The organism is Clostridium sp. K04, assembly GCF_019734375.1.
In the GTDB taxonomy this organism is placed as follows: Bacteria; Bacillota; Clostridia; order Clostridiales; family Clostridiaceae; genus Clostridium; species Clostridium saudiense.
The window spans coordinates 38367-64360 of record NZ_JAASHD010000022.1; the positions used below are offsets into that span (position 1 = coordinate 38367).

Here is a 25994-nt window from a genome sequence, read left to right on the forward strand (position 1 = left end):
TCTTTATTTATATTATTTTGCATCTTATATAACCTCCTCTTCTAAAAGGTTAAAATCTTTAAATTGCTCACAATAAATATCATAGTAAGCACCTCTTAACTCTAATAATTCTTCATGAGTTCCTTTTTCTTTTATTTCACCATTTTCTAAATAAACTATTAAGTCTGAATTTTTTACTGCTGAAATTCTATGTGCAACTATAAATGTTGTGCTTTGCTTTTCCATCATTGATAAATTTTTTAATAATTCTTGTTCAGTTTCCATGTCCAAAGCTGAAGTTGAATCATCTAAAATTAAAATTGAGGAATTTCTTATTAAAGCTCTAGAAATTGATATTCTTTGCTTTTGTCCACCTGAAAGTCCAATTCCCCTTTCTCCTATTTCTGTATTAAACCCTTCATCTAAAGTTTCTATGAAGTCTAAAGAACATGCTAACTTAGAATATTTTTTTACTTCCTCTATATCTGCATTTTCATTGCTAAACTTTATATTATTTAATATAGAATCAGAAAATAAGAAAGTATCTTGTGGTACAATTGCCATACTGCTTCTTAAAACTTCTAAATCATAATTTTTAACATCTATATTATCAACTTTTATACAACCTTCTTTTACATCATAATATCTTCCTATTAGATTTAATAAAGTTGATTTTCCTGAACCTGTAGTTCCCATTATAGCTATGGTACTTCCTGCCTTTATATCTAAATTAATATTTTTCAATACTAATTCATCATTATAACTAAAACTAACATTTTCAAACTTAATATCACCCTTTATATTTACATCTTCTAAAGCTCCACTTTTTATTTCTGGCTCTCTTTCAATAATTGCAAATATTTTTTTAGCAGAAGCCAAGTTTCTTGAAATCAAATCAGTAAGCTCTCCTAACATCCTCATTGGCCATATAAGATTCCATATATACCCACTGAAAGCTACTAATACACCAATTGACATTTCTCCATTCATAACTAAATATCCGCCAAATACTATCATTAAAACTAGAGAAATATTCGTTAAAAACTCTATTTTAGGAAAGTAATCTCCTATTACCTTTGCTTGATCCATATTTAAATCATAATAAGACTTATTCAGTTTTAAAAATTTACTTATTTCATACTTTTCTCTTGAAAAAGCCTTTACAAGTCTTATACCTGCTATATCTTCTTGAGCCGTAGTATTAATTTCTGCTGTTTTATCACTTATTTCTCCATAACATTTACCAAACTTTTTTTCAAGCTGTACAGCTATAAAGCCAATTGGAATCATAACTATGAAACATGCTAAGGCTAATTTCCAATTTAAATAAAATAAAATTATTGTAGATATAACAAAATAAATTATATTTTCAACAAAAAGCCTTAAACCATAACCTATAGTCTGCCATATATTTTCTGCATCTTCTCCAATTCTAGACATTAGCTCGCCAGTATTCATTTCATCAAAATACTTGAATTCTAATTTTTGAATATGAGTAAAAAGATCATTTTTAATATCTTCATGAACCCAAGTGCTCAATAAATCATATTTAAATTCTTTATTATAGCCAAATATGGCCTTAATTATCGAAATACTTAAAATTGCTCCTAATACAAAAATTATGGTATTTTTATTTCCTGCAATAATTCCCTCATCTATAAATATTTGCTGCATATATGGAATTAATAAATCAACACCTATTACAATAAGCATAGATATAGTACCCCAAATTAATGTTCCTTTATACTTTAAAACATACTTAAATACTTTAGTCATTATTCGACTCCCCCTTTAGTTTAAAACTTAATGCTCATCCACCTTTAAAATCTCCATTTCCCATAACTTCGCCTCCTTTAAATAAAAAAAGCCATGGCTATGCCATGACTATAGTTATCATATAAGATAAAATACATACTAATTTTGTAAAAATACAAAAAGGCCATGGCTAATAACCACAACCTCTAATTATTACATATAATTTTAATTAAATTTTATACAAATTTTTATTATTTATATAAAACCATAGAGATAGGGTTATCAATACTTATTCTATTTTCTTTATTATTTCTAATTTTTAAATTTAACATATTCCTACCTCCTTATATTTTATTCTTTTACTATTATATTCCTGTAATTATTTCTTGTCAATTCCTTTTTATATATTTTTTAGTTATTTATTTTCGATATCCCTATATACCCTTTTTTTACCACGTTTAATATCTTGTCATATACAAAACATATTAATATAACTTAGAAAGGGAGGATTTTAATGAGAAAAAATAAGTTATTTATATTTTTACTTACCTTAATTTTATCGGTAAGTTGTCTTTCTAGCATTGCTTTTGGTCACTCCATAAACATTGCTTCAGATGATACCGAATTAAATTGGTATTTTGTTAATCGTGGCAAAGATACATTGCCAGAATGTCCAAAAGAAGCAACCGGTCTTTTATCTAAATATGATGCTTATTATCTAGGAGATACTAATGAAAAAGTTGTTTATTTAACTTTTGATGAAGGTTATGAAAATGGTTATACCCCAAAAATTCTAGATATATTAAGAGATGAAAAGGTTCCTGCAGCTTTTTTTGTTGTGAAACCTTATATCGTTTCTAACCCTGAAATTATCAAGAGAATGTCTGATGAAGGTCATTTAGTTTGTAATCATTCTAATCATCATCCATCAATGGCAACTGTTACAGATCCAGAAAAGTTCAAAGCAGAATTTACTGATGTAGAAGAAGCATATAAAGAAGTTGTTGGTACAGACATGCCTAAATTCTTTAGACCACCAATGGGAAAATACTCAATTAATTCTCTAAAGAAAACTAAGGATCTTGGTTATAAAACTATTTTTTGGAGCTTTGCATATAAAGATTGGATTATTGATAACCAACCTAGTGAAGAAGAAGCTATCAAAAAAATTACTAATGGTGTTCATCCTGGTTGTATAATGCTTATACATGCTGTTTCTAAAACAAATACTGCTGTTTTAAAAACAGTAATTGAACAAATTAGAGCAGATGGTTATGAATTTAAACCACTTACTGAACTTCCTGAATATCAAGCTCAATAAACTTAATTCTTAGCATAAGATTGAGTTTGGGTTGGAATTTGTTCTTACCCCAATATAACCTTAGTCTACGGGCCCGTCGGTTGTTATCTCTAAGCTAAAGAGGTAGGATTATTACTTAATCTAACCATCAGATAAATATTAATATTTTTATCCTAAGTATTTCAAAAAAATAAAGTCATAATATATAGCTAACTATTGGCTATATGTTATGACTTTTAATTTTAGATACCGTATTCTTTAAGTATCAACTCTTTTTTACTTAATGATTTTCTTATTATTTCTCTACAAATTTCCGGAATATCTTCATATCCTTCATTGCTAGATAAACTATTATAATTAACAAAAACATTAACTATTGAACTTTCAATAGCAGAATGTAAAAGTATTGCTGCAACAATAGCATCTGATGTTAAATTTTTATTTCCAAATTCAATTGCAAAATCAATATTATCATAAAACTCTAAAGAATCTTTAGCTAAATTTAATGGTGATTCCATTGCTGCTATTGTTTTTTCTTTAATAGTCTTAGATCTATACTTCTTTTCTTCATCAGTATCTTTTGGCAATTTAAAAGTATCCATTAACGCAGTAAAAGTATCTCTATCTGCTTCCATGTAAGTAATACTTTTACTTATAAATTCTTCGCATTTCTCTTTTAAAACTAACATCTTTTCTTTATTTTTATCATCTAATTTTTCAAAAGCTTTTTTATCTACAGTAAATGAGTATACCATGTTGTTTAAAGCTCCAGCTAATGCTGAAACCAACGCTGCAGTACTTCCACCTCCTGGAGATGACAAATCAGTTTTTAATTCATATAAAAACTTATCTATTGTATAATCCTTAAAATTCATACTAACACCCCTTTATTTTATTATTTCCTTATAAACATTTATTATTTTATTTATTATAACATTTGCACTAAATTTCTCAGTACAATACTTTCTTAATGCTCTAGGTTCATACTTCTTGTGATTCTGCTCAATATACTCCATAGCCTCACTTAATGCTTTGACATTATCTATTTCAACTAATATCCCAACCTCTTTAGTTACTATATCTTCAGCTCCACCATTAAAAGTTCCAATTACAGGTTTACCACTTGCTAATGCTTCGATATATACTACTCCAAATGTTTCATATCTTGAAGGTAATACAAAAGCATTACACTTATTCATCCAATTAGCAACCTCTTCTCTAGATAATGCACCAGTAAAAACAACTTGATCTTCTACATTTTCACTTTTTGCTATGCCTTTTAGCCATTCCATTTGACTTCCATCTCCACCAACAACTAATTTAGCATTTTTATTTTTATATTTTTCTGCAAATGCTTTAATTAAAGTATCAAATCCTTTTTCACCTTCTAAAAATGCTACACTAAAAAATATGAACTCATTACTTTCTCTTTTAATATCTCTAATATCAAATAAAGATAAATCTACAAGATTTCCAATAACCTCTATATCATTACGACCACTTAATTTTTCAATTTCTTTCTTAAGTCCATTTCCTACAGCTATAACTTTATTTGAACTTTTATAAGACTCTATTATCCTTTTGTAATAACTTTTCTTTACGTAAACTCCTCTTTCAACAGAAGAATGTTCAGTAATTACTAATGGAATATTATATTTTTTTGCTACATAAGAAGCACTTATACCACCCCATAATGATGATTGTGTATGAATAATATCTATCTTTCCCTCTCTTTTAGTAATTTCCTTATATAACTTTTCCATTCTTTTATCAAAAACTTTAAACATCAATGGATTTTTGGGAATAAAATTATAATTTTTATATCTATAAGTTCTTAATCCTTTTTCAACTTTAAAAGATAAACCACTTTTTTCTTTTATTTTTCCCATTAATGTTAATGGCCAAATTTCATTATATGCAACAGTTACTTTTACTCCATTTTCTTGAAGCTTATTTGCCTGTTCTCTAAAAAAACTACCATGAACTTTATTTCTATTATTATCATACCAAGAAGGTATAAACATTACATGCATAATAATTACCCCTTTAAAATATCATTAAGCTTCTTTGATATATATTGCCATTTGTATTCTTCTATAGGACCATATTTTTCACCATTTTTAATCATAGAAATTATTTTATTAATTCCACTTACAATTTCATAAGCAGTATTATTTACAACAACACACTTATTTTTATTTTCTACTACATCTTTTATAGGATCATTTTCATCTCCAAGTATCACAAAAATAATACCATCTGCTCCAAAGTAATCATAAATTTTAGCCGGAATTTGTTTTGAATTTTTATTTCCAAACAATAATAGCACTTCACTATTAAGCATATAAGCTAACGCTTCATCATAAGGAATTCTTGGTGAAACATTAATATTATCAACTGCCATTAATTTATTCTTTATTTCTTCATCATCAATATTCCCAAAGAACATAACATTTAAATCATTATACAAACTAATATTTGTATCTTTAATATTATTTAATGCTTCTATAAAAGGCCTAACATCTCTCAGCTTTGAGAATATTTCTCCTGCATAAACAAAATTAACTTTTTCTTTATTTATAAGTTTTGGAGTTAAACTCTTTTTAATCTCTTCATATTGATTTTCATCATATCCTCTTGTTACAATATAAGTTTTTTCAACTGGAATATTATAAGAAGATACGTAATCATCTCTATTAGCTTTAGTTACAAAAATAAATCTATCACTTAATTCAACTATTCTTTTTTCAAATGATCCTTCAAATTTTCTTCTTGCTTTGCTTATATTAGCCCTAGTTGAATCCTTCAGCCATGGATCACTCCAATATGTAACCCAAGGTAAATCCTTAAATTCCTCTTTAATTTTAAGAGCACAAATATGACTAGAAGGCGGTTCATGCATTGAAAACATAACATCAAACTTTTCTCTTTTTACTAATTCAATACCATATTTACTTGCAGCTTTTGCCCAATTAAAATACATATCTGGTATCGCTACTATTGATTTACCTTTTCTTAATAAAGCTTTTACAAAACTTTTATTACCGTTAGATACATTAACTACTTCTGCATTTTTAGATTTCTTAGGCATTATTCTTTCAAATATTTTTCCGCCAGAAATTATATGCTTTTTAACTCTTTTATCTAACATACTTAATATATACTCATCATAATAAATTGAATTTTTGGGGAAGTTCACTGTTAAAAGATGAACTTCATTCCCATCAATTTTTGCTAAGTTATTTAAATATTGTAAGGTTTCAATAGATGCCGAATTATTAATTAACGGTGAATAACATGCTATAAATAATATCTTCATATTTCCTCCTAAGTCCCTTACTTATATACTCTATTTTTCATCATATTTATTACTTCATCTAATTCTTCAATTTCAAATATTTTACATGATATAAAATAAACAACGCCTCCTACTACCCCATTAAATAAGATAGTTAATATTGCATTATTTAAATTTATCATAATATTTAATATTTTTAGTACTAATAACATTACCATTGCTGATAAACTTATTTTTAACAGTTTAATTATCATAGGTACAACATCAAAGTGTCCACCAAACTTTCTAGTAGAAATAAATAATAAAATTGACGTTACCATTGATGCTATTGTAGATGCTATTGCTACCCCAAATACTCCGAATATTTTTGATAAAGTAATACTTAAAATAATATTAACAACTACTCCAATAATTCCGTTAATTGTTGTTACTTTAGTTTTTTGCATAGAAAATAACGATGAATTTAAAATATCTCTTACTCCTGTAAATGGCAATACTAATGAATATCCTAAAAAAGCACTTGCTGTAATCTTTACAGCTGCTTCATTAAAATTACCCCTTTCATAAAAAGCACTTATGATATCTTTGTTTAATAGTATAAATCCTATTGAAATAGGCACCAATAATAAGGCTATAATAGAAATAGATTTTGTTAAGTAATTAGTAAATCCTTTAATATCTCCTTCATTTAATTTATTAGCCATTAGTGGATACATTACAGATACGATAGAAGTTGTTATTGCAGTATTTGCAAAAACTATTATTTTTTGTGCAAAATCTAATGCACTTACTGCTCCATCACCTAATGAAGATGCTACCTTCATATCAACTACCATATTTAAGGAGTTTGCTCCCGAACCAATGATTACAGGTATAATTAATATCAATATTTTCTTTATTCTTTCATCTTTTAAATCAATAAATAACTTAAATCTATATCCATGTTTATATAAAACCGGTAACTGTACTGCAACTCTCAAAAAATTTCCTATAACATTTGCAATAGTTAATCCAATGATACTAATATCTTTAAAAAATATTAAATAAATTATCATTGGAGCATTAAAAAACATTCCTAAAATTGAAGGAATTATAAAATCTTCACAAACTTGAAGCATTGCAGTATAACATGCATTTATTGATAAGAATAAAAGATTAAATAAAGTTATTCTTGTTAAAAAAACTGTAAGATTAAACTTTTCTTCATTAAACCCATCAAACATAAAAGCAACAATTTTATCTGTGAAAACAAATCCTAAAGCAAAAGCAATTACTGAAATAACTAATAATATAGAAATAATATTATTAGAAAACTTAAACATCTCTTCTTTATTCTTTTCAAACCTAACTTTGCTAAGCATTGGAATAAACACTGTTGATATTGCAAGTCCTACAATAGTAAAAACAGTCTCAGGTACTGATACTGCTGCTTTATATGCATCTGTATAAATACTAACTCCAAATTGATATCCAACCAGCATATCTCTAAATAAACCTAAAAATCTACTTAGAATGCTAATTATCATAACTAAGAATGCAGCTTTAAATATCTTGTTACCCTTCATTAGTTTTTACCTCTACTCTTGGTAACAGTCCATATAAATTTAGGAATACTTCCAAGTCTTTTTATTCTCCATGGCTCTTTTGCAACTCTATAAGCCCATTCCATTCCTATATCTATCATCCATCTTGGGGCTCTATTTACCTTTTCTGCAATAACATCAAAGCTACCTCCAACCCCCATAAATATTTTGCATGGTAATTCATCCATATATCTTACAATAAATTTTTCTTGTCTTGGACAACCCATTGCTACAAAAACTGCCATAGGCTTTTTTTCTTTTATTTCTTCTAATATTTCTCTTGGATTATCTAAATCAAAAAAACCATTGTGATATCCAGATATATTTATTCTTGGATAATCTCTTAAAATATTGGCTACACAAGCTTTTAAATTTTCTTCGCTTGCACCTAATAGATAAATACCTTCTCCACTATCTTCACACTTTTCAAGTATCTTCTTCATAAGTTCTATTCCTGCTATTTTTTCTTCTACAGGAGTTTTTAATATCTTAGCACTTATTTGTACACCAACACCATCTGGTATAATTAATGATTTATCACTTGTAAAATTATCAAATAGATTTTTATCATTTAATCCTGTGTATAGTACTTCAGGATTTCCTGAAACAATATGTACCTTTTCTTTTGAAAGTACAACTTCTAAGCATTCATCCATATTAGCAGCAAAAATTTCATACCCTAACATATCTATACTCTTATATTTTTGATTTTTCCCCATATAAACTCTTCCTTTATTATTACTTATTAATCATAGTTTCTAATTGTTTTACTATTTCATCATCTGGATTTAAATTTTTAGCTATATCTAAATGTAATTTAGCATTTTCTAAATCATTAAGATTTAAATAACACATAACTATATTTGTACAAATTTCTACATCCCTTGAAGCTTCAAATGCTTTTTTGAATAGCTTAATTGCCTCTTCAAATTCATTTATACAAGCATAATTTAAACCTAACTCAACAATAACCTCTAAAATACCACTTTCTCTCTTAACACTTTCTTTTAAGTAATAAATAGCTTGATTATAATCTTCTAATTTTCTAAAACCAATTCCTAAATAATAATAAATTAGTGGATTTTCTTCAAACTCTTCAGCTAATCTTAATAATATTTCAATACTTTTCGCTGGATCTTCTGCTAAATATTCTATAGCATTTTCATAATCTGAAATATTTTGAATATCTGCTTTTATAATTTCAACTTCTTTTGTTACCTTACCGCCTTTATTTAAATATTCATTAATAGCAACTCTAGCAGCTTTAAAATCTCCATCATTCTTTAAGACAATTGCTTGATATAGATATGGTTCTGCTATCTTTAAATTATTATTAATGCAGTAATCTATATCCTCAAGTAATAAATCTTTAAAACTACTGTCTTCTTCCCTTATAGTTTCCCCTACAAGTAATATTCTTTTCATTACATCTAAATCTTTAGAATATGTATAATAACCCTTTAATAAAAGATAAGCATCTAAGTATCTTTTATCTTCAATTCTTTTACTAATTAATGACTTAATACAATTTTCTGTATCTTTAATATAATCCAAAATTAATTCATAGTCTTCATTAAATCTTAAATTTTCATCAGCACCAATTGCAGTAAACATTCCTTCAATAAAGTAATATATAGGAAGATTCTTAATTTTTATTTCATCATTAATATTTGAACTTATATATTCTGAACTAATTGGTAAGTATAAATCTTTATTTTTAAAAGTAACATATGATGGAATACCTATATTTTCTTTAAATCCATCTTTATTCATCTCCAAAAATAATAATTTACTCATCTTTTCTTTAATTTTTGCCTTATAATCCATAAATTACACTCCTTTAGTAAATTATTTCATTATCCATAATACATTATTACCTTAAAAGTTTCAAATTAATTACGTAAAACAATAAAATCAAAAATGTTCGGCAAAACTATTTTTCTTATAAACAACTTTTTTTATTATTTAATTGTGTTTATTTATTATGTTTTTATATTGAATATAAAATAAAGCAAATTAATAATAATACATATTAATTTGCTTTTAATATTAATAATTTTATTTTTATGCTATGAATTAATTAATTTGCTTCTTCAATAAATAAAATATATTCATTCTTTATGTTATTTAGATTTCTTACAACTTCTTCATCTTTATCTTGTAAAACATATAAAATTTCTTTTATTTTATTTTCTAGATTTTCAATCTCATCTATAGATTCATTAATTCTTCTTTGCACTGAAATATCTGTAAAAATATTATCAAAAAATACATCAAGCGCAAATGTAACGTTAGAAAACTCCAAACTATTCAATTTAATATCACCTAATTCCTTGTTAAACTCTGATATTAGTTGTGACACTCTTTCAAATTTAATATTTGCTTTTCTTATTTTACTTTGTTTTGCTATTGATGACATAGCATCTCCACCTATAATATCAAAAGTTCCCCACTTCTTTGCTCCCTCTAATTCCTCTTTAGCTGAAACCACCTCTTCTAATAATCTCTTACCAGCACCATAAGCTTCTCTTATTTCATTGTTTTTATCTATAAGCTCATTTAATTTGTCATCTAGCCTTTTAATATTTTCCTTTGTTGCATAATCACCATTATTTTTAAGGATGCTTATTTTTTCATCCATTACTTTCTCATATTCTTTTTCACAATTTTCTATGCTAAAAAGCTTTTCTTTTTTATTTTGTAAATCTGATTTTATTACATTTATATTATATAATACCTCTTCATGCTTTATTTTCACATTAAGATATTCTTCTTTTTCCTTTTCTAACTTTTCATCTTTATTTTTAAATATAGTTGCAAAAAAATTAGAAAATGATGTTTTGTTTAAATTATCCACATCCTTTTTTTCCTTTTTAAGCTTCTTTTCTAAATTGCTTAACTCTATTTCTTCATTTTTTAAATTACGCTCTAATACGACTATTTCATTATCTAACTTATTTTTAACAGAAATATCTTCTTTTAATTTTTTTATTTTTAAATTTATTTCGCTTACCATATTTACTCCTTCTTCTCATATCTCCACTAAACAAATAGTTATATTTTTAATAATATCATTTTTATTCCTTAATTACTATTTTACTACAATTTTAGATAATAAACTATTATAATATTATTGGTTATATTAAATAGTAATTTGTATAATCATATTAATATAATTATTTAACAGAGGTGTAGTTTTGAATATTAAAGAATTTGACTATTTAGAAATAGCATTAAATGAATTAAAAAGAAATCAAAATACTTTACTAAAAGCTTCAGCAGAATTGGAGGATTCTTTTTTTTCAATATTAAATGAAAGTTATTGTGAATACTCTAATATTAGCTGTAGAGTTAAATCTGTTGAAAGTTTACGTGAAAAAATCTTAAGAAATCATTATTACAAACGCTATCCTGATGCTAATGAACTTATTTTTAGATTAAGCGACCTTATTGGTATAAGAATTGAATGTAGATTTGGTGATGATGAAAAAAAGATTTATCGTTTTTTAAAAAAGTATTTTAATAAAAAAGCTGATAACGACTTTTATTTTTGTGAAGATAATAATCATATTTCTCTTAAACTATCAGGAAAACAGCCACAAAAGCAAAAAAATGGTTTTACCATTTATAGAATTGATGGTAGATTTACATTCGAAAATTTAGTTATTCCTTTTGAATTACAAATTAAATCTTTAACTAATATGTTTTGGAGTGAAATAGAACATCAAATAATTTATAAAAACTCTAATTATATTATTGAAGATCAATTTTTAAGAGACATTATGAATTCTATAAAAAATAATTTAACAATGATAGATAATCAATTATTAACAGTTTTAAAGCACTTTGAATCTAAAAAAGTAAAATCAAATACTCCTAATAAAAGACAACTTCAAGAAATAATTTCTAAACTTATTTACGATATGTTTTCTCATAAAATGAAAGAATCTATTGATATGACAATTAACTTTAAAGACTCATGTGAAACTATCGTTGAATATGTATTTTTTAAAAATAATATTTCAAACGAATCTGATTATACTAATGTTCTTATATCAGCATTAAATACTTTAAATTCAGTTTCTGAAGAAAGTTTAAATTTCAACTCATCTTTATCATTTGAAAGAAAAGTTATTTATAATGATTATTTTAAAGAAACCCTTGGAAAGTATTTTGAAAATGTAATAAATAATGAATTTAGTTGGAATTTATTCTTTAGAATTTTATTCACTTTAGAACCTCTAGATAATGTTGGAGATTTTGAAAATTTCCTAGATTATCTTAAAATAACTTATACAGAATCTAAGCATATTAACAAACAAAAAGATATTTTAATTTCTAGATTTGGAGTCAATTTTAACATAATAGATGATGCTGTAAAAGCACAAGTAGCTGAAACATTAGTATTAATCGATAAAATAGATATTGTATATGATTATACTATTGAAGATGTTAATGAAATTGTTGAATATATTTATAAGTATATCAATGATAATATTACTACTTTTGACTCTTGGGAACGAGCAAAAAATTCAATATTATTACATTTACACAATGAAATAATTCAAGTATTGGAATAAAATTTATTTTACCCGATAAGAAAAATATATATTTTCTTATCGGATTTCTCATTTTTATATATAAATAATTATTATTTTTCCAGTAATCTACTTTCTACTATTGCTATATAGATGTTATAATAATATGAAACTTTAGATGAAAGATAAAAGGTAAATTATATGAACTTTAAAAATTTAGGAATTAGTCATGATATAGATAATGTATTAAAAAAATCTGGAATACAAAATCCAACTCCCATTCAGCAAGATAGTATTATACATATTTTAAATAATAAAGATGTTATTGCTGAAGCTCAAACTGGTACTGGTAAAACTTTAGCATTTTTACTACCTATATTTGAAAATATCTCATTAAACTCACAAGGAATACAAGCATTAATTATTTCTCCAACAAGAGAATTAGCTATTCAAATTACAGAGGAAGCTAATAAATTAAGTACAGCTAAAGATATCGGTGTTTTATCAATGTATGGTGGTAAAGATATAGGTTCACAAATGAAGAAACTTAAAGGAAACATAAGACTTATTATTGCAACACCTGGAAGACTTTTAGATCATTTAAAAAGAAAAACGGTTAAGTTAAACACATTAAAAACTATAGTATTAGATGAAGCTGATCAAATGCTTTTAATGGGATTTAGAAACGAAATTGATTTAATAATGAAAGAAACCCCTAAGAAAAAACAAACTTTATGTTTTTCAGCAACAATGGACAGTGCTGTTAAAAAGCTTGCGTATAGATATATGAATGATCCAATTATCGTAAGTGTTAAAAAAGAAGAAATCACCTTAGCTAATATTAACCAAGAAGTTGTTGAAACTATTGATAGAGAAAAAAGAGAAGCTTTATGTAAAGTGTTAGATGAAGACAATCCTTTTATGGCTATAATATTCTGCAGAACTAAAAGAAGAGCTGATGAACTTGAAGTAGTTATGCATAGACGTGGATATAACTGTAAGGTTATTCATAGTGACATTCAACAATCAAAAAGAGAAAGAATAATGAAATCTTTTAGAAATGCTGATATTCAATATTTAATTGCAACTGATGTAGCTTCTCGTGGATTAGATATTGGAGGAGTTGATCATATTTACAATTATGATATACCTGAAAATGTTGAAACTTATATCCACAGAATTGGTAGAACTGGAAGAGCTGGTGAAAAAGGCTATACTTGTCTTTTCGTAGATCCTAAAGACTCAAGAATGCTTTCAGAAATTGAAAAATCTATTAAATTAAATATTCCTAGAAGAAATCTTTAAACAGTAACAAAACTAGATAATTTCAATTAACAAGTGGTAAGTTGATGTGGAAATTCCTTTGAGAGTTGAGACTATAGATAGATTTGTACAATATAAGCATAGATGAAAATTACTTTAGTGATAGACATCTATGCTTATTTTTTTTATGATAGGTTTGTGTAAAAACAAATCTATCTATTCTCCTCTCTTGGGAGTTTCTTCATTTTTACTTATCAGCAAAGCTAATACTTTTTATTAATCTATCTTCTCCAATAATAGTATTCTTAAAAATTCTAGTTGCATTTTCTTCATATTCTTTTGGTTCTAACATCGCAGGTGAAAAATGAGTTAATAAAAGTTCTTTACAATTGCCATCTCTTGCAAGTGTTGCAGCTTCGCTAAATGTCATATGTTTTTTTCTTATAGCTTTATCTATATCATCATCACTTCCAAAATTACCTTCACAAATAAACAAATCACTATCTTCTATAAAATTAACTATACAATTTAAAGGTCTAGTATCCGTAATTAAACTTATTTTTATTCCTCTTCTTTCATCACCAAGTACCATTTCTTTTTTATATTCTTTGCCCTCATAATTTATTATTTCTTCATAACCTTTTTGTAGCTTATTCCATAATATTTTAGGTACATTATTTTTTTCAGCTTTTTCTACTGAAAACTTCCTATCACGCTTAAAATATAAACTATATCCTATACAAGGTGATGAATGATCAACTTCTAATGTTGTAAGCTTTATTTCACCACATTTTTCAACAACTTCAAGATTATCATCATTAACCTTAAAATTAATTTCCCTAGGGTTTTCTATTATATTTAAATCATATGTAAGATATTTTGCTATAACAGTAAGTCCTTTAACTACTTCTGTTATTCCTTCTGGTCCAATTATAGTTAACGTTTTTTCTCTTCCGCTATTTGCTATAGTTGATAAAAGTCCTGTTAAACCAATAATATGATCACCATGACAATGTGTTATACAAATTACATCTATGGATTTAACCCCCCATCCAATCATTCTCATAGATACTTGAGTTCCTTCCCCACAATCTATTAGAATTTTTCTTCCTTTAAAATTTAAAAGTGTTGCAGATAAATTTCTATAGGGCATTGGCATATTTCCACCACAGCCCAATAAACATAAATCAACCATACTCCCACCAACTTTCTATATTATGCATTTAATTTAAAGGTACAATTAGGATAATTTTTACATCCTTTAAACTTTCCATACTTACTTTTTTTCTTTTTAAGCTTTCCTCCACATCTTGGACACCTATTTTTTTTCAGTTTTTTCTCTGCATTTTTTACTGTTCTTTTAACATTTTTAACATGAGCCTTTCTTTCTTTAAATGAATTAACATTTAACTCTTCTAATTTCTTAAATATTCTTTCTACTTCTTCAATTGTATACTCTTTAGTTTTATATGATTTTATTATCTTATTTACTTTATTAATATATGTAACATCAGTAACTGCATTTACATTTAACCTTGCTCTTTTACTAAATAAAATAATAGATTTTATCTTTTTGTATCTTATTTCAGGAATTAAATCTTTTATTGCCTTTATATGACCATTATTTTGTTTTATAGGATTTCTTAAATTTTCATTTTTATTTATTAGTATTTGACTCCAGTTTTCATCATATTCATTTCCTTTTATTATTCCCTTATAATTTTTTGTTTCTATAACAAAAACTCCATATATAGATATAACAACATGATCTATTTGTGTACTACCATTTGCAGTTTTTAGCAATACATTATTTAGCACCTTATATTTTCGTTTATTTAATTTTCTTAATCTTTTACTTACTTGTTTTTCTCCAATATATCCTTTTATCTTAGCTTTATATACCCTTATAAAAACAAATGAAATAACCACTATTCCTATTATTATTTTCATATTATCACCTAAAATATCTTTATTGAGATATAATATTTACTTAAAAAAGCCCCAAATAATAAATTTGGAGCTCCTACATTATTTTAAAAGCTATTTAATTATATCTTCTTTTATTTTTTTCTTTTGCAAATTTTCTAGCATTTTTTATTCCACCAACACTTGCAAACATATTATTAATTTTTTCTTTTTCTAATTTTCTACCTTTTAATTCTGAATATTTTAATTCTTTTTGAATCTTCTTATAGCTTTCAAATCTATTTATATCAATTATTCCATCTTCTATTGCTTTTCTTACAGCACATCCTGGTTCACTTTCATGCTTACAATCTGAAAATTTACACTGTGCTGCTATTTCATCAATATCAGAAAAAGATTTATCTACATCTCCAGTAATAAGTTGCAACTCTCTCATTCCAGGTGTATCAATAACTACGCCTCCATTAGGTAGTACTAAAAGCTCCCTATGAGTTGTAGTATGTCTTCCTTTATCATCATTTCTTAAACCATTTGTAAGAAGAATTTCTTCTCCCATTAGTTTATTTATAAGAGTTGACTTTCCTATACCTGATGAACCTATGAATGCTACTGTTTTATTATTACCTATATAATTCTTAATTTCTTCATAGCCTTCACCATTTATAGAGCTTGTTACTAATACATCAATTCCAAATGCAACGGCTTCTACCTCTAATTGCTTTTCTAAAACATTATCACAAAGGTCAGCTTTTGTTAATACTATTACAGGTGTTGCCATACTATCCCAAGCAACTGATATATATCTTTCTAATCTTCTAATATTAAAGTCATTATTAAGTGCCATACATATAAACACAATATCTATATTTGCAGCCACTATTTGAATATCTCTTCTATTTCCAGCAACTTTTCTTTCAAAAGCACTTTTTCTTCTTAATACATGATGAATTATAGCATTTCCATTACTATCATTTAATCTATCTACCATAACCCAATCTCCTACAGCTGGAAAACTTTCTGTGCCTAATGCTTCATGCTTAAATTTACCTGAAACTTCTGCTAAAGCCTCTCCCTCTTCTGTAATAATTTTATATTTATCTTTATGCTGAACAGATACCCTTGCTAAAAATAAATTATCTTCATACATTGTTGCTTCAATTTCAAATCTTTCAGTTAGTCCAATATTATTTAAATTTGTTTTTTCCAATTTTCTTTCCTCCGAAATGCACTTAAAGTTTAAATTAATTTCAACTAAACCCTTAGTGAGGAGGTATCAAAAGTTTCATTACAATTCTGTAAGGCTAATTAATACCCACCTCACTAATTAATACACTATCCATTTCAATGCTTATTATTTTCATCATAATACATCACTCCTTTTACGAAATTAAAGGTATGAGAACCTAATTCTCATACCTAGTTTATCATTATTTTTTTAATATATCTACTATTAATTTCCTAATTTTAATTACCCTTTTACACTAATATACAATTAAATTTCACTTTATATATTTATGCATAATAAATTTAGTTTCAAGCTTCTCTCCTACTTTAAAAGAATGTTTACCAATTTCTTTAAATCCATTCCTTTCATAAAATGAAATTTCTCTATCATTTCTTTCACATATACCAAGCCATATAAATTCTTTACTATCATTTCTTGCAACTTTAATTACTTGTTCAATAAATTCCTCGACTATATCCTTACCTTGATAATCCTTTAATATATATATCTTTTCTATTTCCATTGATCTTGGATTCTTAATATCTTTTTGCGCTTTATATTTGTTTAATTTTACATATCCACCTAACATGTCATCTATATACATGAAATAAACTCCAGAGTTTTCATTTATTATTTCACGACTTAGCTTTTCAACACTAAAGCTTTTATCAATATATTTTGCCATATTTACCGGTGTATTATCTTGACCATATGTATCTACATAATTAATTATTGATAATTCTTTAAGTGTAAATAAATCATTTAATGTACACTTTTTTAAAGCAACTTTCATTACGTTATCCTCCCTTAAATTCCTCACTCTTATTCCTCTATTGTATTTTCATAATAATATATCAACAACCTATCCACTTATTAATTACACTATTATTTATTTTGTTTTTCATTCCATTCTTCTTTTAAAATTCCATAGAAAAGTTCATCATGATATTCATCTTTATAACCAACAACCTTTCTATTTTTAATAGCATGTCCCTCTCTTCTCATTCCTATATTTTCCATAACACGATAAGAACCATAATTTTCTGCATCACAAGTAGCATATAATCTATGCAATTTTAATTCCTCAAATGCAAATCGAACTAATTCTTTGCCTGCTTCGGTCATATACCCCTTCTTCCAATAATTCTTATGTAAAACCCATCCTAGCATTGCTTCATCTAATGTATCATTTAAATAAATACCACATCCCCCTATTACATTTCCTGTATCCTTTAAAGTCACTGCAAAATCGTATTGTTTTCTAGGATTTTTATTAGCATTTTCTATACATTCTACTAAAAATTCAACTGTATCATCTTCTGAATTAGGTCCCCATATCATATACTTAATATTTTCTATATCAGAAGCATAAGCATGCACCGCAGCGAAATCATTTTCATTAAATTCCCTTAATATTAATCTATCAGTTGTCAACTTTATTTCTCTTTCATCATTAATTCCCATATCCTATTCCCTTCCCATATTTCAATAATTTTTAACTAATCATTACCAATTATTATAACATATATTTAATCACTTTTCCATTATATGTATTTCAAAGAGGTTATTGTAATTTTTTATTACAATAACCTCTAAAGTAATTAATATCTATAAAACAAATTCTAACTGACAATCATAAGGTTCTTTTGAAACAATTTTTTCATTATATTCTTCAGCTTCAACACATCCCATTACTTTGTAAAATGCTTGTGATTCCTCTGAAGAATGTGCCGAAATATATAGTTTTTTTGCACCAAGTAGTTTTGCTTCTTGAATAGCAATTATGAAAAGTTCTTTACCTATACCTCTGCCACGACTTTTATAAGAAACGTGAATAGATGATAATTGTACATATTCTTTATGTGCTCCAAAGAATTCACTTTCTATAGAAAAAAATCCTATTAAACTTTCCCTATCAAATGCGCCTATAACAACTCCATTTGTTCTTATAGTATTTTTTAAACATTTTACTAAAAATTTATATTCTTCTTTACCCCATTGTTCTATAAATGGAACATCTTCTAATTCCCACTTATCTCCATGTTTTCTCCAACATCTTTTTACCTCTTGATATCTATTAAACTTTGAAAATAATTCTTCGTTTATTTCTTCTTCTTTTAACTTTTTATAAATAATCTTATCCATTTTACATCCTCTTCTCATGCTTTATTTAATAAATTTCTAAGGCATCATCTGGTAACTCTTTTATATGTTTAATAAAATTAAAACTTCTTTGTGCTTCATCATAATTATACTCATATCCTAATTGTTTAGATACACTATAAGCAACCTCTTCAAATAACTCACAAGTTATAAAAAGCGCTGTCCATGATGAATTATAATCACTCATATTAAAAGTACTCATTAATTTATCCCATAATTCTTTATCTATATATTCTTTAAGAAACTTATTAGATTTTCCAATACTAACTTTAAAATTTGTCTCTATTCCAACCTTCCACTTAATCATAGTTATTAATCCATCTCTTACATAGTTATTCATAACACCTATTGAATAGAGAATTTCTTTTCTCCATAATCCTTTTGCACAATATGGTGCTACCCACCAAAAATTATTACATTCACTAAAGTATTCTTCATAACTAGGTTTTTTAATCCAGTAATCTTCATCACTAGCAGGCTTAACTTCTGGTAAAATATTATCTTTATCTAATAATTGAACTACTAATTTATCTTTGTTATATTCCTCAGTTAACATATTAATTGGTTGCAGATGCAAATCTATTCTATTTCCATCTGTAAATTGCATCAAATAAGTATATCCATTATTAAAGTCAATATTAATTCCTTGCATTTTATCCAATTTATCTGGTTCTTGAAAAATAATTGGTTCTCCAAAATTACTTGTCCATTTTTTATCTTCTATAAAAGTTTTAGTTTCTGTTACCACATATACAATATCATAATCTTGAAATATATCTTTTTTTATATTAGGATTAGCTCTTGAGCCATTCATATATACAGCTCTAATTCTTTCATCTCGTTTAGCTATATCTAAAATCAAATCATACATTTCCTTTTCACTTCTCATAAACTTCTCCTTATATAACTCAATAGTAATTACTATTTAATTTTAATCTTGGTAAGTGATAATATGTTGGATTTCATTTTTTAAATCTTTTAATTTTTCTCTAAAAAATGTTGGATATGCTCTATACTCATTTAATTTATCTATAGGTAACCAATACATATTTTCTTTTACCCCTTGAGTATAACTATTGCTATTTAATTCTTGAGTCCCTCTCGGTTTCATTAAGAAATATAAGGCTATCTCATGACATTCCCTTCCTTCTAAAGTACCATCTCCATCAAAGAAATTTTCATGTATAAATGCTAATCTTTCTACTTCATACTCAACACCAGTTTCTTCTAACACTTCACGCTTTACAGCTTCTTCTGCAGATTCTCCAATATGAACTCCACCACCAATAGAATAATAATAACTTTCTCTTTCATTTCCAGCAAAAAGAACATGTCCATTTTCTATAATAATTGCCGCTGCACGATATCTAAACCATTTATTTCTCTTTGTAAATCCACAATCATACTCCATTTATACTCACCTCACCCTTTAAAATATAAATACTAATATTATTATACCATTGCTTATTCTCAAATAATCAGTCTCATTTTTAATTTCTGAATTCTTACAAACCTCAATTTATTTAATTTATTATTAATTCTAATAAAAAACGTATTACTAAACTAATATTAATTTAGTAATACGCCTTTAAACTATATATTATTTTCTAATATATTTTTAAATACTTTATTATGCTCTATATCTTTACTTAAACTTTGAATAACTCTTATTATTTCATCTTCAGTTATTGCCTTTTTTGAATTTAAAGCAATTCCTATTACATAAGCCTTTATTATCTTATAACTATTAATTAATACATTTATACTTAAGTTTAAGCTTTCACCTTTATTAAATGGAATTAAGTCCTTAAAAATTTGATTAACTAAATAATTTTCTAAAATATATGAGTATTCTTTAAGTCCTATAAAACCCTCTTGATTTTCACTTATATATTTGCTTAAATCATCATATTTTGAAATACCCTCTTTATATTCTACTACACATTCTTTAAGCCTTATTCCCTTTATATTATTAATAAGTTTTTCATCTATAAGGCTTAAATAAAATTCATTACTTTCATTAAAAGGACTTCCTTTTAACTCTTCTAAATTTACATTATCCTCACTAAAATCTTCTAAAAGCTCCTCTATACTTTCAAAGTCATTTTTCTTATAAAACTCTTGGATTATATTATAAAAATTCTTTAATATATTTAATCTTTCTTCTATAGTAAAATTTCTATTTTGAATTATATTTATTGAATTAACTCTTATATCCCAAAAATATTGAAGTAAACTATCGCTATCTTCAAAGGCTTCTGTATCTATTATCCTTCTAATTTCAATAGCACTTTCATCTATTTTTTCTTCACACTCAATAAACTCCATTTTTTCTTTATTTAAAAATGCAATTTTACATGCTTCTTCACATGATGGTAAAGCCGATTTTTCGTATACATCATCTATAATATTATATACTCGCGGAAACCTCTTACAAGTTATACAAAGATTTTCTTCACCTATTCCTCCATGAATATCACATAGTAAATTATCATTTAAAAATGGACATCTATTTTCTTCTTTTAAAATCATAAACCCTTTATTAAAATAATCGCCACTATTTTTATTTTCTCTAAATTTACCCTTAACTAACTCTTTAAGCTCTCCAGTACAATTACTATACTTTTTATATGTATCTTCATCTATATTTATATCCCATCCTGCACAACATGTATCTACACATTCTGATCCAATACATTTAAAAGTTAACATATATTTTGGCATAAACATATTTGCTTTCATTTTTTACTCCAATCATTTATATTTATATTTATATTTCCTATTAATAATACATCAAAATTTATATTATGTAACTAAAATTAGCTTGTAATATATTTAAAAAAAGTAAAATACATTTGAGAATTTCATCTCAATTGTATTTTACTTTATTAAAAATTAGCTACATTTCTGTTCCTCAATTCTTTCAACTATTATTTCTTTTACCCTTCTCTCCTCAATTTTAGAAATAGAAATACTTAAATCTCTATATACAAAACTTTCTCCAACCTTAGGTAAATATCCAAATTCTTTTATAACCCATCCGTTAACAGTTTGTACTTCAAAATCATCTACTTCTTCCTTCATATTAAATTCTTCAAAAAAATCCCCTAATGAAACACTGCATATAACCGAATACTTATCTTCATCTATCTTTTTAAAATATTCTACAACTTCATCATGCTCATCCCATATTTCACCTACTAGTTCCTCTAATACATCCTCAAGTGTTATAATTCCCATGGTTCCACCAAATTCATCTATAACTACAGCCATATGATTTTTAAGATATTGAAACTTCTTTAAAAGTTCTGAAATCTTAGTATTTGAAGTCACATATAATATTGGTTTTATAATACTATCAATATTAACTTTTTTATCATCTAGTGCATCATAAAAATCTTTTTCATGAATCACACCAATTATATTATCTATATTATTTTCATAAACAGGAATTCTTGAAAATTTATTTTCTTTAAAAACCCTTCTTACATCCTCTATTGTAGCTTCTTTAGATATTGAAATTAAATCAACCCTTGAGGTTAGTATTTGATCTGCATCTAAATCATTAAATTCTATAGCTGAACGTATAAGCTTACTCTCATGTTCATCTATTCCACCTTTAATTTCAGCTTCTTCTACAATAGTCAATAATTCTTCTTCAACTTCTATTGGAATTTCTTCAACTTTTATTACCTTAGAAATAGTCTTTTTCCATAACCCAAACACAAAATTTAGTGGGGTAAATATAATAAGCAATACTTTTAATATTGGTGTAGAAAACATTGCAAATTTTTCAGGACTCTCCTTTGATAAGCTTTTAGGAGATATTTCCCCAAATATTAATACAACTATAGTCATAACGATTGTTGAAATTGTTACACCTGCATCCCCATAATATTTAGTAAAAACTATAGTAGCTATTGATGCTGATGCTATATTCACTATATTATTACCTATTAATATGGTTGAAAGTATGCTATCAAACTTTTTAGCGAGATTTAATGTACTTTCGGCTCTTTTACTTCCATTTACAGCTAAGTTCTTTAGCTTAATTTTATTTAAGCTAGAAAAAGCTGTTTCTGTAGCTGAAAAGTAAGCTGACATAATAATAAGAATAGCAATAACAACAATCAATATCAGGGCATTATCATCCATTTTAATATCACTCCATTTTTATAAATATTTTAGTTTACTAACAATATATGTAGAATCAATTAAAATATTATATAAATTAAGTTCATTAATTTTAAATATAATAAAAAAATAAAAACAGATGAATTTAATGCAATTCATCTGCTTTTATTTCTACTATCTTTTAAATGTTACTTCTTTTTCTTCATTTACAGTTATAAATGACTTGCTTGGTATAGTCTTTGCTATAACTCTACCTTCTCTTATTGAATATAAAACCTCTGCTCTTCTTCTAACAGCATCATAACCACTTTCAGAATTTAGTAATATTAAATTCCCTGGTTTACCTATTTCTATTCCATATATATCTTCAATATTTAATGTTCTTGCACTATTAGTAGATATAAACTTTAATGATTCATTTATATCATCATAGCCCATCATTTGGCATACATGTAACCCAAAATGAACTACTTCTATCATATTACCAGTTCCCATTGGATACCATGGATCAAAAATATCATCATGTCCAAAAGAAACATTTATTCCTGCTTCGTTTAATTCCTTAACTCTTGTTATACCTCTTCTCTTAGGATATGTATCAAATCTTCCTTGAAGATGAGTATTTACTAAAGGATTTGAAACAAAGTTTATTCCAGACATTTTTAATAACCTAAATAACTTATATGTATATGCATCATTGTACGATCCCATTGCTGTAGTATGACTAGCTGTTACCTTATTTTTAAGGCCTGTTTCTAAAGCTCTTGCTGCTACTACTTCTAAAAATCTTGATTGCTCATCATCTATTTCATCACAATGAACATCTACTAATACATTGTATTTTTTAGCTAATTCAAATATTTTATTTATAGATTCTACACCATACTCTCTTGTAAATTCAAAGTGAGGTATAGCCCCTATTACGTCAGCCCCTAACTTTATAGCTTCTTCTATTAATTGAATACCATTAGGATAAGAAAGAATTCCTTCTTGTGGGAAAGCTACTATTTGTAATGTAACATAATCTTTAATTTCTTCCCTTACTTCTATCATTGCTTTTAAAGCAATTAAACTCTCATCAGTAACATCAACATGAGTTCTTATAAATTGAATTCCATTAGCAACTTGCCATTCTATAGCTTTTTTAGCTCTAGTTTTAACATCTTCTTTAGTTAAGAATTCTTTTCTTTGAGACCATCTTTCTATTCCTTCAAAAAGTGTTCCACTTTTATTCCATTCTGGTTCTCCAGCTGTTAAAGTAGTATCTAAATGTATATGTGGTTCTATAAAAGGAGCAGAAGCTAATGCTCCATTTCCTTCTATAATTTCTTCATCATTTACAACATCTAAATTTTCTGCTATTTCAGTAAACTTTCCATCAACTATTCTTATGTCAAATAATCCTTCTCTATCTAAAAGTCTTACTTTTTTAATTAACATATTATCATCACCTTATTTTTCAGTTATTTTTGTTCCTATTACGTAAACTATCATTGTTGTTAAAATTGCATTTAATGCTATAACTCCAATTGTTACAACATTTGCAACTATAAATCCTACTAAGAAAGCTATTATTGCTATCCAGTTTACATTTTTAAACTTTGCATTTTCAATATTATCATATTTTCTTTTCTTTATAAAGAAATAATCTGCTATTATTATTCCACCAACTGGAGGTAACATTGAGTTTAAGAAAGTTAAGAATGCTGTAAAGTTATTATTTAACCATATTGATCCTACTGTTCCTATAAGTCCTCCTATGATTACCATTTGTTTTTTAGGCAACTTAGTTATGTTTGATAATCCAAGTCCAGATGTATAAATTGCATTATCATTAGTTGTCCAAATATTTAATCCTAAAACTAATATTGCTGGTATTACTAAACCTTGTGAGAACATTACATCTGCTATATCAGAATTTCCTGTAACCATTGCACCTACTGCTCCAAATAAGAACATTAAAGAATTTCCTATAAAGAATGCTACTACTGTTGTTCCAACTGCTACTTTTTTATTTTTTGAGAATCTAGCAAAGTCAGGTGTTGCTGTTCCTCCGCTTATAAATGAACCAACACATAAAGTTACCGCTGTTACCATTTCCATTTTACTAGTTGGCTCTATATTCATTAACCCTTGTACTCCACCTACTGAATTAGTTGCCATCACTGCTGATGTACTTCCTAATATAGCTATTGCTGGTACTGCTATTGCACTTAATATTGTTAAAGACTTCATTCCAAAATAAGCTGTTGCTGTCATTAATAATCCTGTTACTGCTACTAATAAATATAAATTTATATTAAATCTATTTGCTACTGGTATTGCAAACATTGCTATTCCAACACCAAACCATCCAATTTGTGTAATACTAGTTATAAATGATGCAAGATATGAACCCTTTTCTCCAAATGAATACCTAGCAAGTAAATGCATCGAAAGTCCTGTATCTGCTCCTATATATGCTAACAATCCTGTATAACAAGCTAATATTAAATTTCCTAATAATACTGCTATGAAGAACTCTTTTAATGTTAAGCCTGTCCCTAGATTTCCACCTGTTAACATACTAGCCGAGAAAAATGTAAATCCAAGCATTACTACAAACATTGAAAGAAATCCTTTCTTATCTTTGCTATGCACATGACCTAATGCGTAATCATGGTCCTCCTTATTTACATTGCTATCCATTTTTAATTTTACTTCCATTTTTAAATCTCCTTAAACATAAAATTTAAAAACCAGTGCCTAAGGTAGACGAATTGTCAAGCTAAGTGCAACACTTAGCTTGTTCTTCGTTAAATGCTTCTAACGGTGTCTTGTATCCAAGACA

23 protein-coding genes are annotated in these 25994 nt (G+C 26.4%); 3 read left to right on the plus strand and 20 right to left on the minus strand.

Annotation, left to right across the window (positions count from 1 at the left end):
• Positions 1-24 precede the first annotated feature (24 nt).
• Complete coding sequence (locus HCG70_RS10550) at positions 25-1755, minus strand: ABC transporter ATP-binding protein (RefSeq protein ID WP_154820419.1); 1731 nt, start codon at positions 1753-1755, stop codon at positions 25-27.
• Positions 1756-2248: 493 nt separating this feature from the next.
• Between HCG70_RS10550 and pdaA the strand changes: the two genes are divergently transcribed.
• Positions 2249-3055, plus strand: coding sequence for a delta-lactam-biosynthetic de-N-acetylase (gene pdaA / locus HCG70_RS10555; protein ID WP_055275752.1), 807 nt, complete (start codon positions 2249-2251; stop codon positions 3053-3055).
• 221 nt (positions 3056-3276) lie between these two features.
• Here pdaA and HCG70_RS10560 read toward each other — a convergent pair whose 3' ends face one another.
• From HCG70_RS10560 to HCG70_RS10590, 7 genes are all read right to left on the minus strand, one after another.
• Complete coding sequence (locus HCG70_RS10560; protein WP_042396623.1) at positions 3277-3909, minus strand: cyclodeaminase/cyclohydrolase family protein; 633 nt, start codon at positions 3907-3909, stop codon at positions 3277-3279.
• A 12-nt stretch (positions 3910-3921) separates the two neighbouring features.
• On the minus strand, positions 3922-5067 hold the full coding sequence (locus HCG70_RS10565) for a glycosyltransferase (RefSeq protein WP_221697712.1): 1146 nt from the start codon (positions 5065-5067) through the stop codon (positions 3922-3924).
• 5 nt (positions 5068-5072) lie between these two features.
• A complete protein-coding gene (locus HCG70_RS10570) occupies positions 5073-6353 on the minus strand; it encodes a glycosyltransferase (RefSeq protein ID WP_221697713.1) in 1281 nt (426 codons plus the stop codon).
• A 17-nt stretch (positions 6354-6370) separates the two neighbouring features.
• Positions 6371-7897, minus strand: a complete 1527-nt coding sequence (gene murJ / locus HCG70_RS10575; protein WP_221697714.1) for a murein biosynthesis integral membrane protein MurJ — start codon at positions 7895-7897, stop codon at positions 6371-6373.
• The gene (locus tag HCG70_RS10580; RefSeq protein ID WP_042396615.1) at positions 7897-8634 is read right to left on the minus strand and encodes a WecB/TagA/CpsF family glycosyltransferase; all 738 of its coding nucleotides are present in this window, start codon (positions 8632-8634) and stop codon (positions 7897-7899) included. Before HCG70_RS10580 ends, murJ begins: the two co-directional genes overlap by 1 nt.
• A 19-nt stretch (positions 8635-8653) precedes the next feature.
• Positions 8654-9742, minus strand: coding sequence for a hypothetical protein (locus tag HCG70_RS10585; protein WP_042396613.1), 1089 nt, complete (start codon positions 9740-9742; stop codon positions 8654-8656).
• A 253-nt stretch (positions 9743-9995) separates the two neighbouring features.
• Entirely contained in the window at positions 9996-10931 is a 936-nt protein-coding gene (locus HCG70_RS10590) for a hypothetical protein (protein ID WP_042396611.1), read from the minus strand.
• Between the two features lie 181 nt (positions 10932-11112).
• Between HCG70_RS10590 and HCG70_RS10595 the strand changes: the two genes are divergently transcribed.
• Both HCG70_RS10595 and HCG70_RS10600 read left to right on the plus strand, forming a co-directional pair.
• Positions 11113-12495 (plus strand): GTP pyrophosphokinase family protein, encoded by a 1383-nt coding sequence (locus HCG70_RS10595; protein ID WP_042396609.1) that lies wholly within the window; start codon positions 11113-11115, stop codon positions 12493-12495.
• Between the two features lie 159 nt (positions 12496-12654).
• On the plus strand, positions 12655-13758 hold the full coding sequence (locus tag HCG70_RS10600) for a DEAD/DEAH box helicase (RefSeq protein WP_042396607.1): 1104 nt from the start codon (positions 12655-12657) through the stop codon (positions 13756-13758).
• A 205-nt stretch (positions 13759-13963) separates the two neighbouring features.
• Here the strand turns inward: HCG70_RS10600 and HCG70_RS10605 are convergent, their stop codons facing one another.
• The 12 genes from HCG70_RS10605 to codB all read right to left on the minus strand — a co-directional run bounded on the left by HCG70_RS10605 (position 13964) and on the right by codB (position 25870).
• Entirely contained in the window at positions 13964-14911 is a 948-nt protein-coding gene (locus HCG70_RS10605; RefSeq protein WP_221697715.1) for a ribonuclease Z, read from the minus strand.
• Positions 14912-14931: 20 nt separating this feature from the next.
• The gene (locus tag HCG70_RS10610; RefSeq protein WP_055275765.1) at positions 14932-15666 is read right to left on the minus strand and encodes a nuclease-related domain-containing protein; all 735 of its coding nucleotides are present in this window, start codon (positions 15664-15666) and stop codon (positions 14932-14934) included.
• A gap of 94 nt (positions 15667-15760) precedes the next feature.
• Positions 15761-16849, minus strand: a complete 1089-nt coding sequence (gene rsgA, locus HCG70_RS10615) for a ribosome small subunit-dependent GTPase A (protein WP_042396598.1) — start codon at positions 16847-16849, stop codon at positions 15761-15763.
• A 292-nt stretch (positions 16850-17141) separates the two neighbouring features.
• Positions 17142-17660, minus strand: a complete 519-nt coding sequence (locus tag HCG70_RS10620; RefSeq protein WP_042396596.1) for a GNAT family N-acetyltransferase — start codon at positions 17658-17660, stop codon at positions 17142-17144.
• Positions 17661-17752: 92 nt separating this feature from the next.
• On the minus strand, positions 17753-18331 hold the full coding sequence (locus HCG70_RS10625) for a GNAT family N-acetyltransferase (RefSeq protein ID WP_052330625.1): 579 nt from the start codon (positions 18329-18331) through the stop codon (positions 17753-17755).
• A gap of 144 nt (positions 18332-18475) precedes the next feature.
• Positions 18476-19012 (minus strand): GNAT family N-acetyltransferase, encoded by a 537-nt coding sequence (locus HCG70_RS10630; RefSeq protein WP_172676147.1) that lies wholly within the window; start codon positions 19010-19012, stop codon positions 18476-18478.
• A 25-nt stretch (positions 19013-19037) separates the two neighbouring features.
• Positions 19038-19919 carry an aminoglycoside 6-adenylyltransferase gene (locus HCG70_RS10635; RefSeq protein WP_042396589.1) on the minus strand — a complete coding sequence of 294 codons (882 nt, stop codon included), beginning with the start codon at positions 19917-19919 and terminating at the stop codon, positions 19038-19040.
• Positions 19920-19961: 42 nt separating this feature from the next.
• Positions 19962-20441, minus strand: coding sequence for an NUDIX hydrolase (locus HCG70_RS10640; RefSeq protein WP_042396587.1), 480 nt, complete (start codon positions 20439-20441; stop codon positions 19962-19964).
• Between the two features lie 182 nt (positions 20442-20623).
• Complete coding sequence (gene fliB, locus HCG70_RS10645) at positions 20624-21772, minus strand: flagellin lysine-N-methylase (protein ID WP_195951048.1); 1149 nt, start codon at positions 21770-21772, stop codon at positions 20624-20626.
• Positions 21773-21925: 153 nt separating this feature from the next.
• Entirely contained in the window at positions 21926-23185 is a 1260-nt protein-coding gene (locus tag HCG70_RS10650; RefSeq protein WP_042396582.1) for an HlyC/CorC family transporter, read from the minus strand.
• A gap of 153 nt (positions 23186-23338) precedes the next feature.
• Positions 23339-24604, minus strand: coding sequence for a cytosine deaminase (gene codA, locus HCG70_RS10655; protein WP_154820421.1), 1266 nt, complete (start codon positions 24602-24604; stop codon positions 23339-23341).
• Between the two features lie 12 nt (positions 24605-24616).
• On the minus strand, positions 24617-25870 hold the full coding sequence (codB, locus tag HCG70_RS10660; RefSeq protein ID WP_221697716.1) for a cytosine permease: 1254 nt from the start codon (positions 25868-25870) through the stop codon (positions 24617-24619).
• Positions 25871-25994 lie beyond the last annotated feature (124 nt).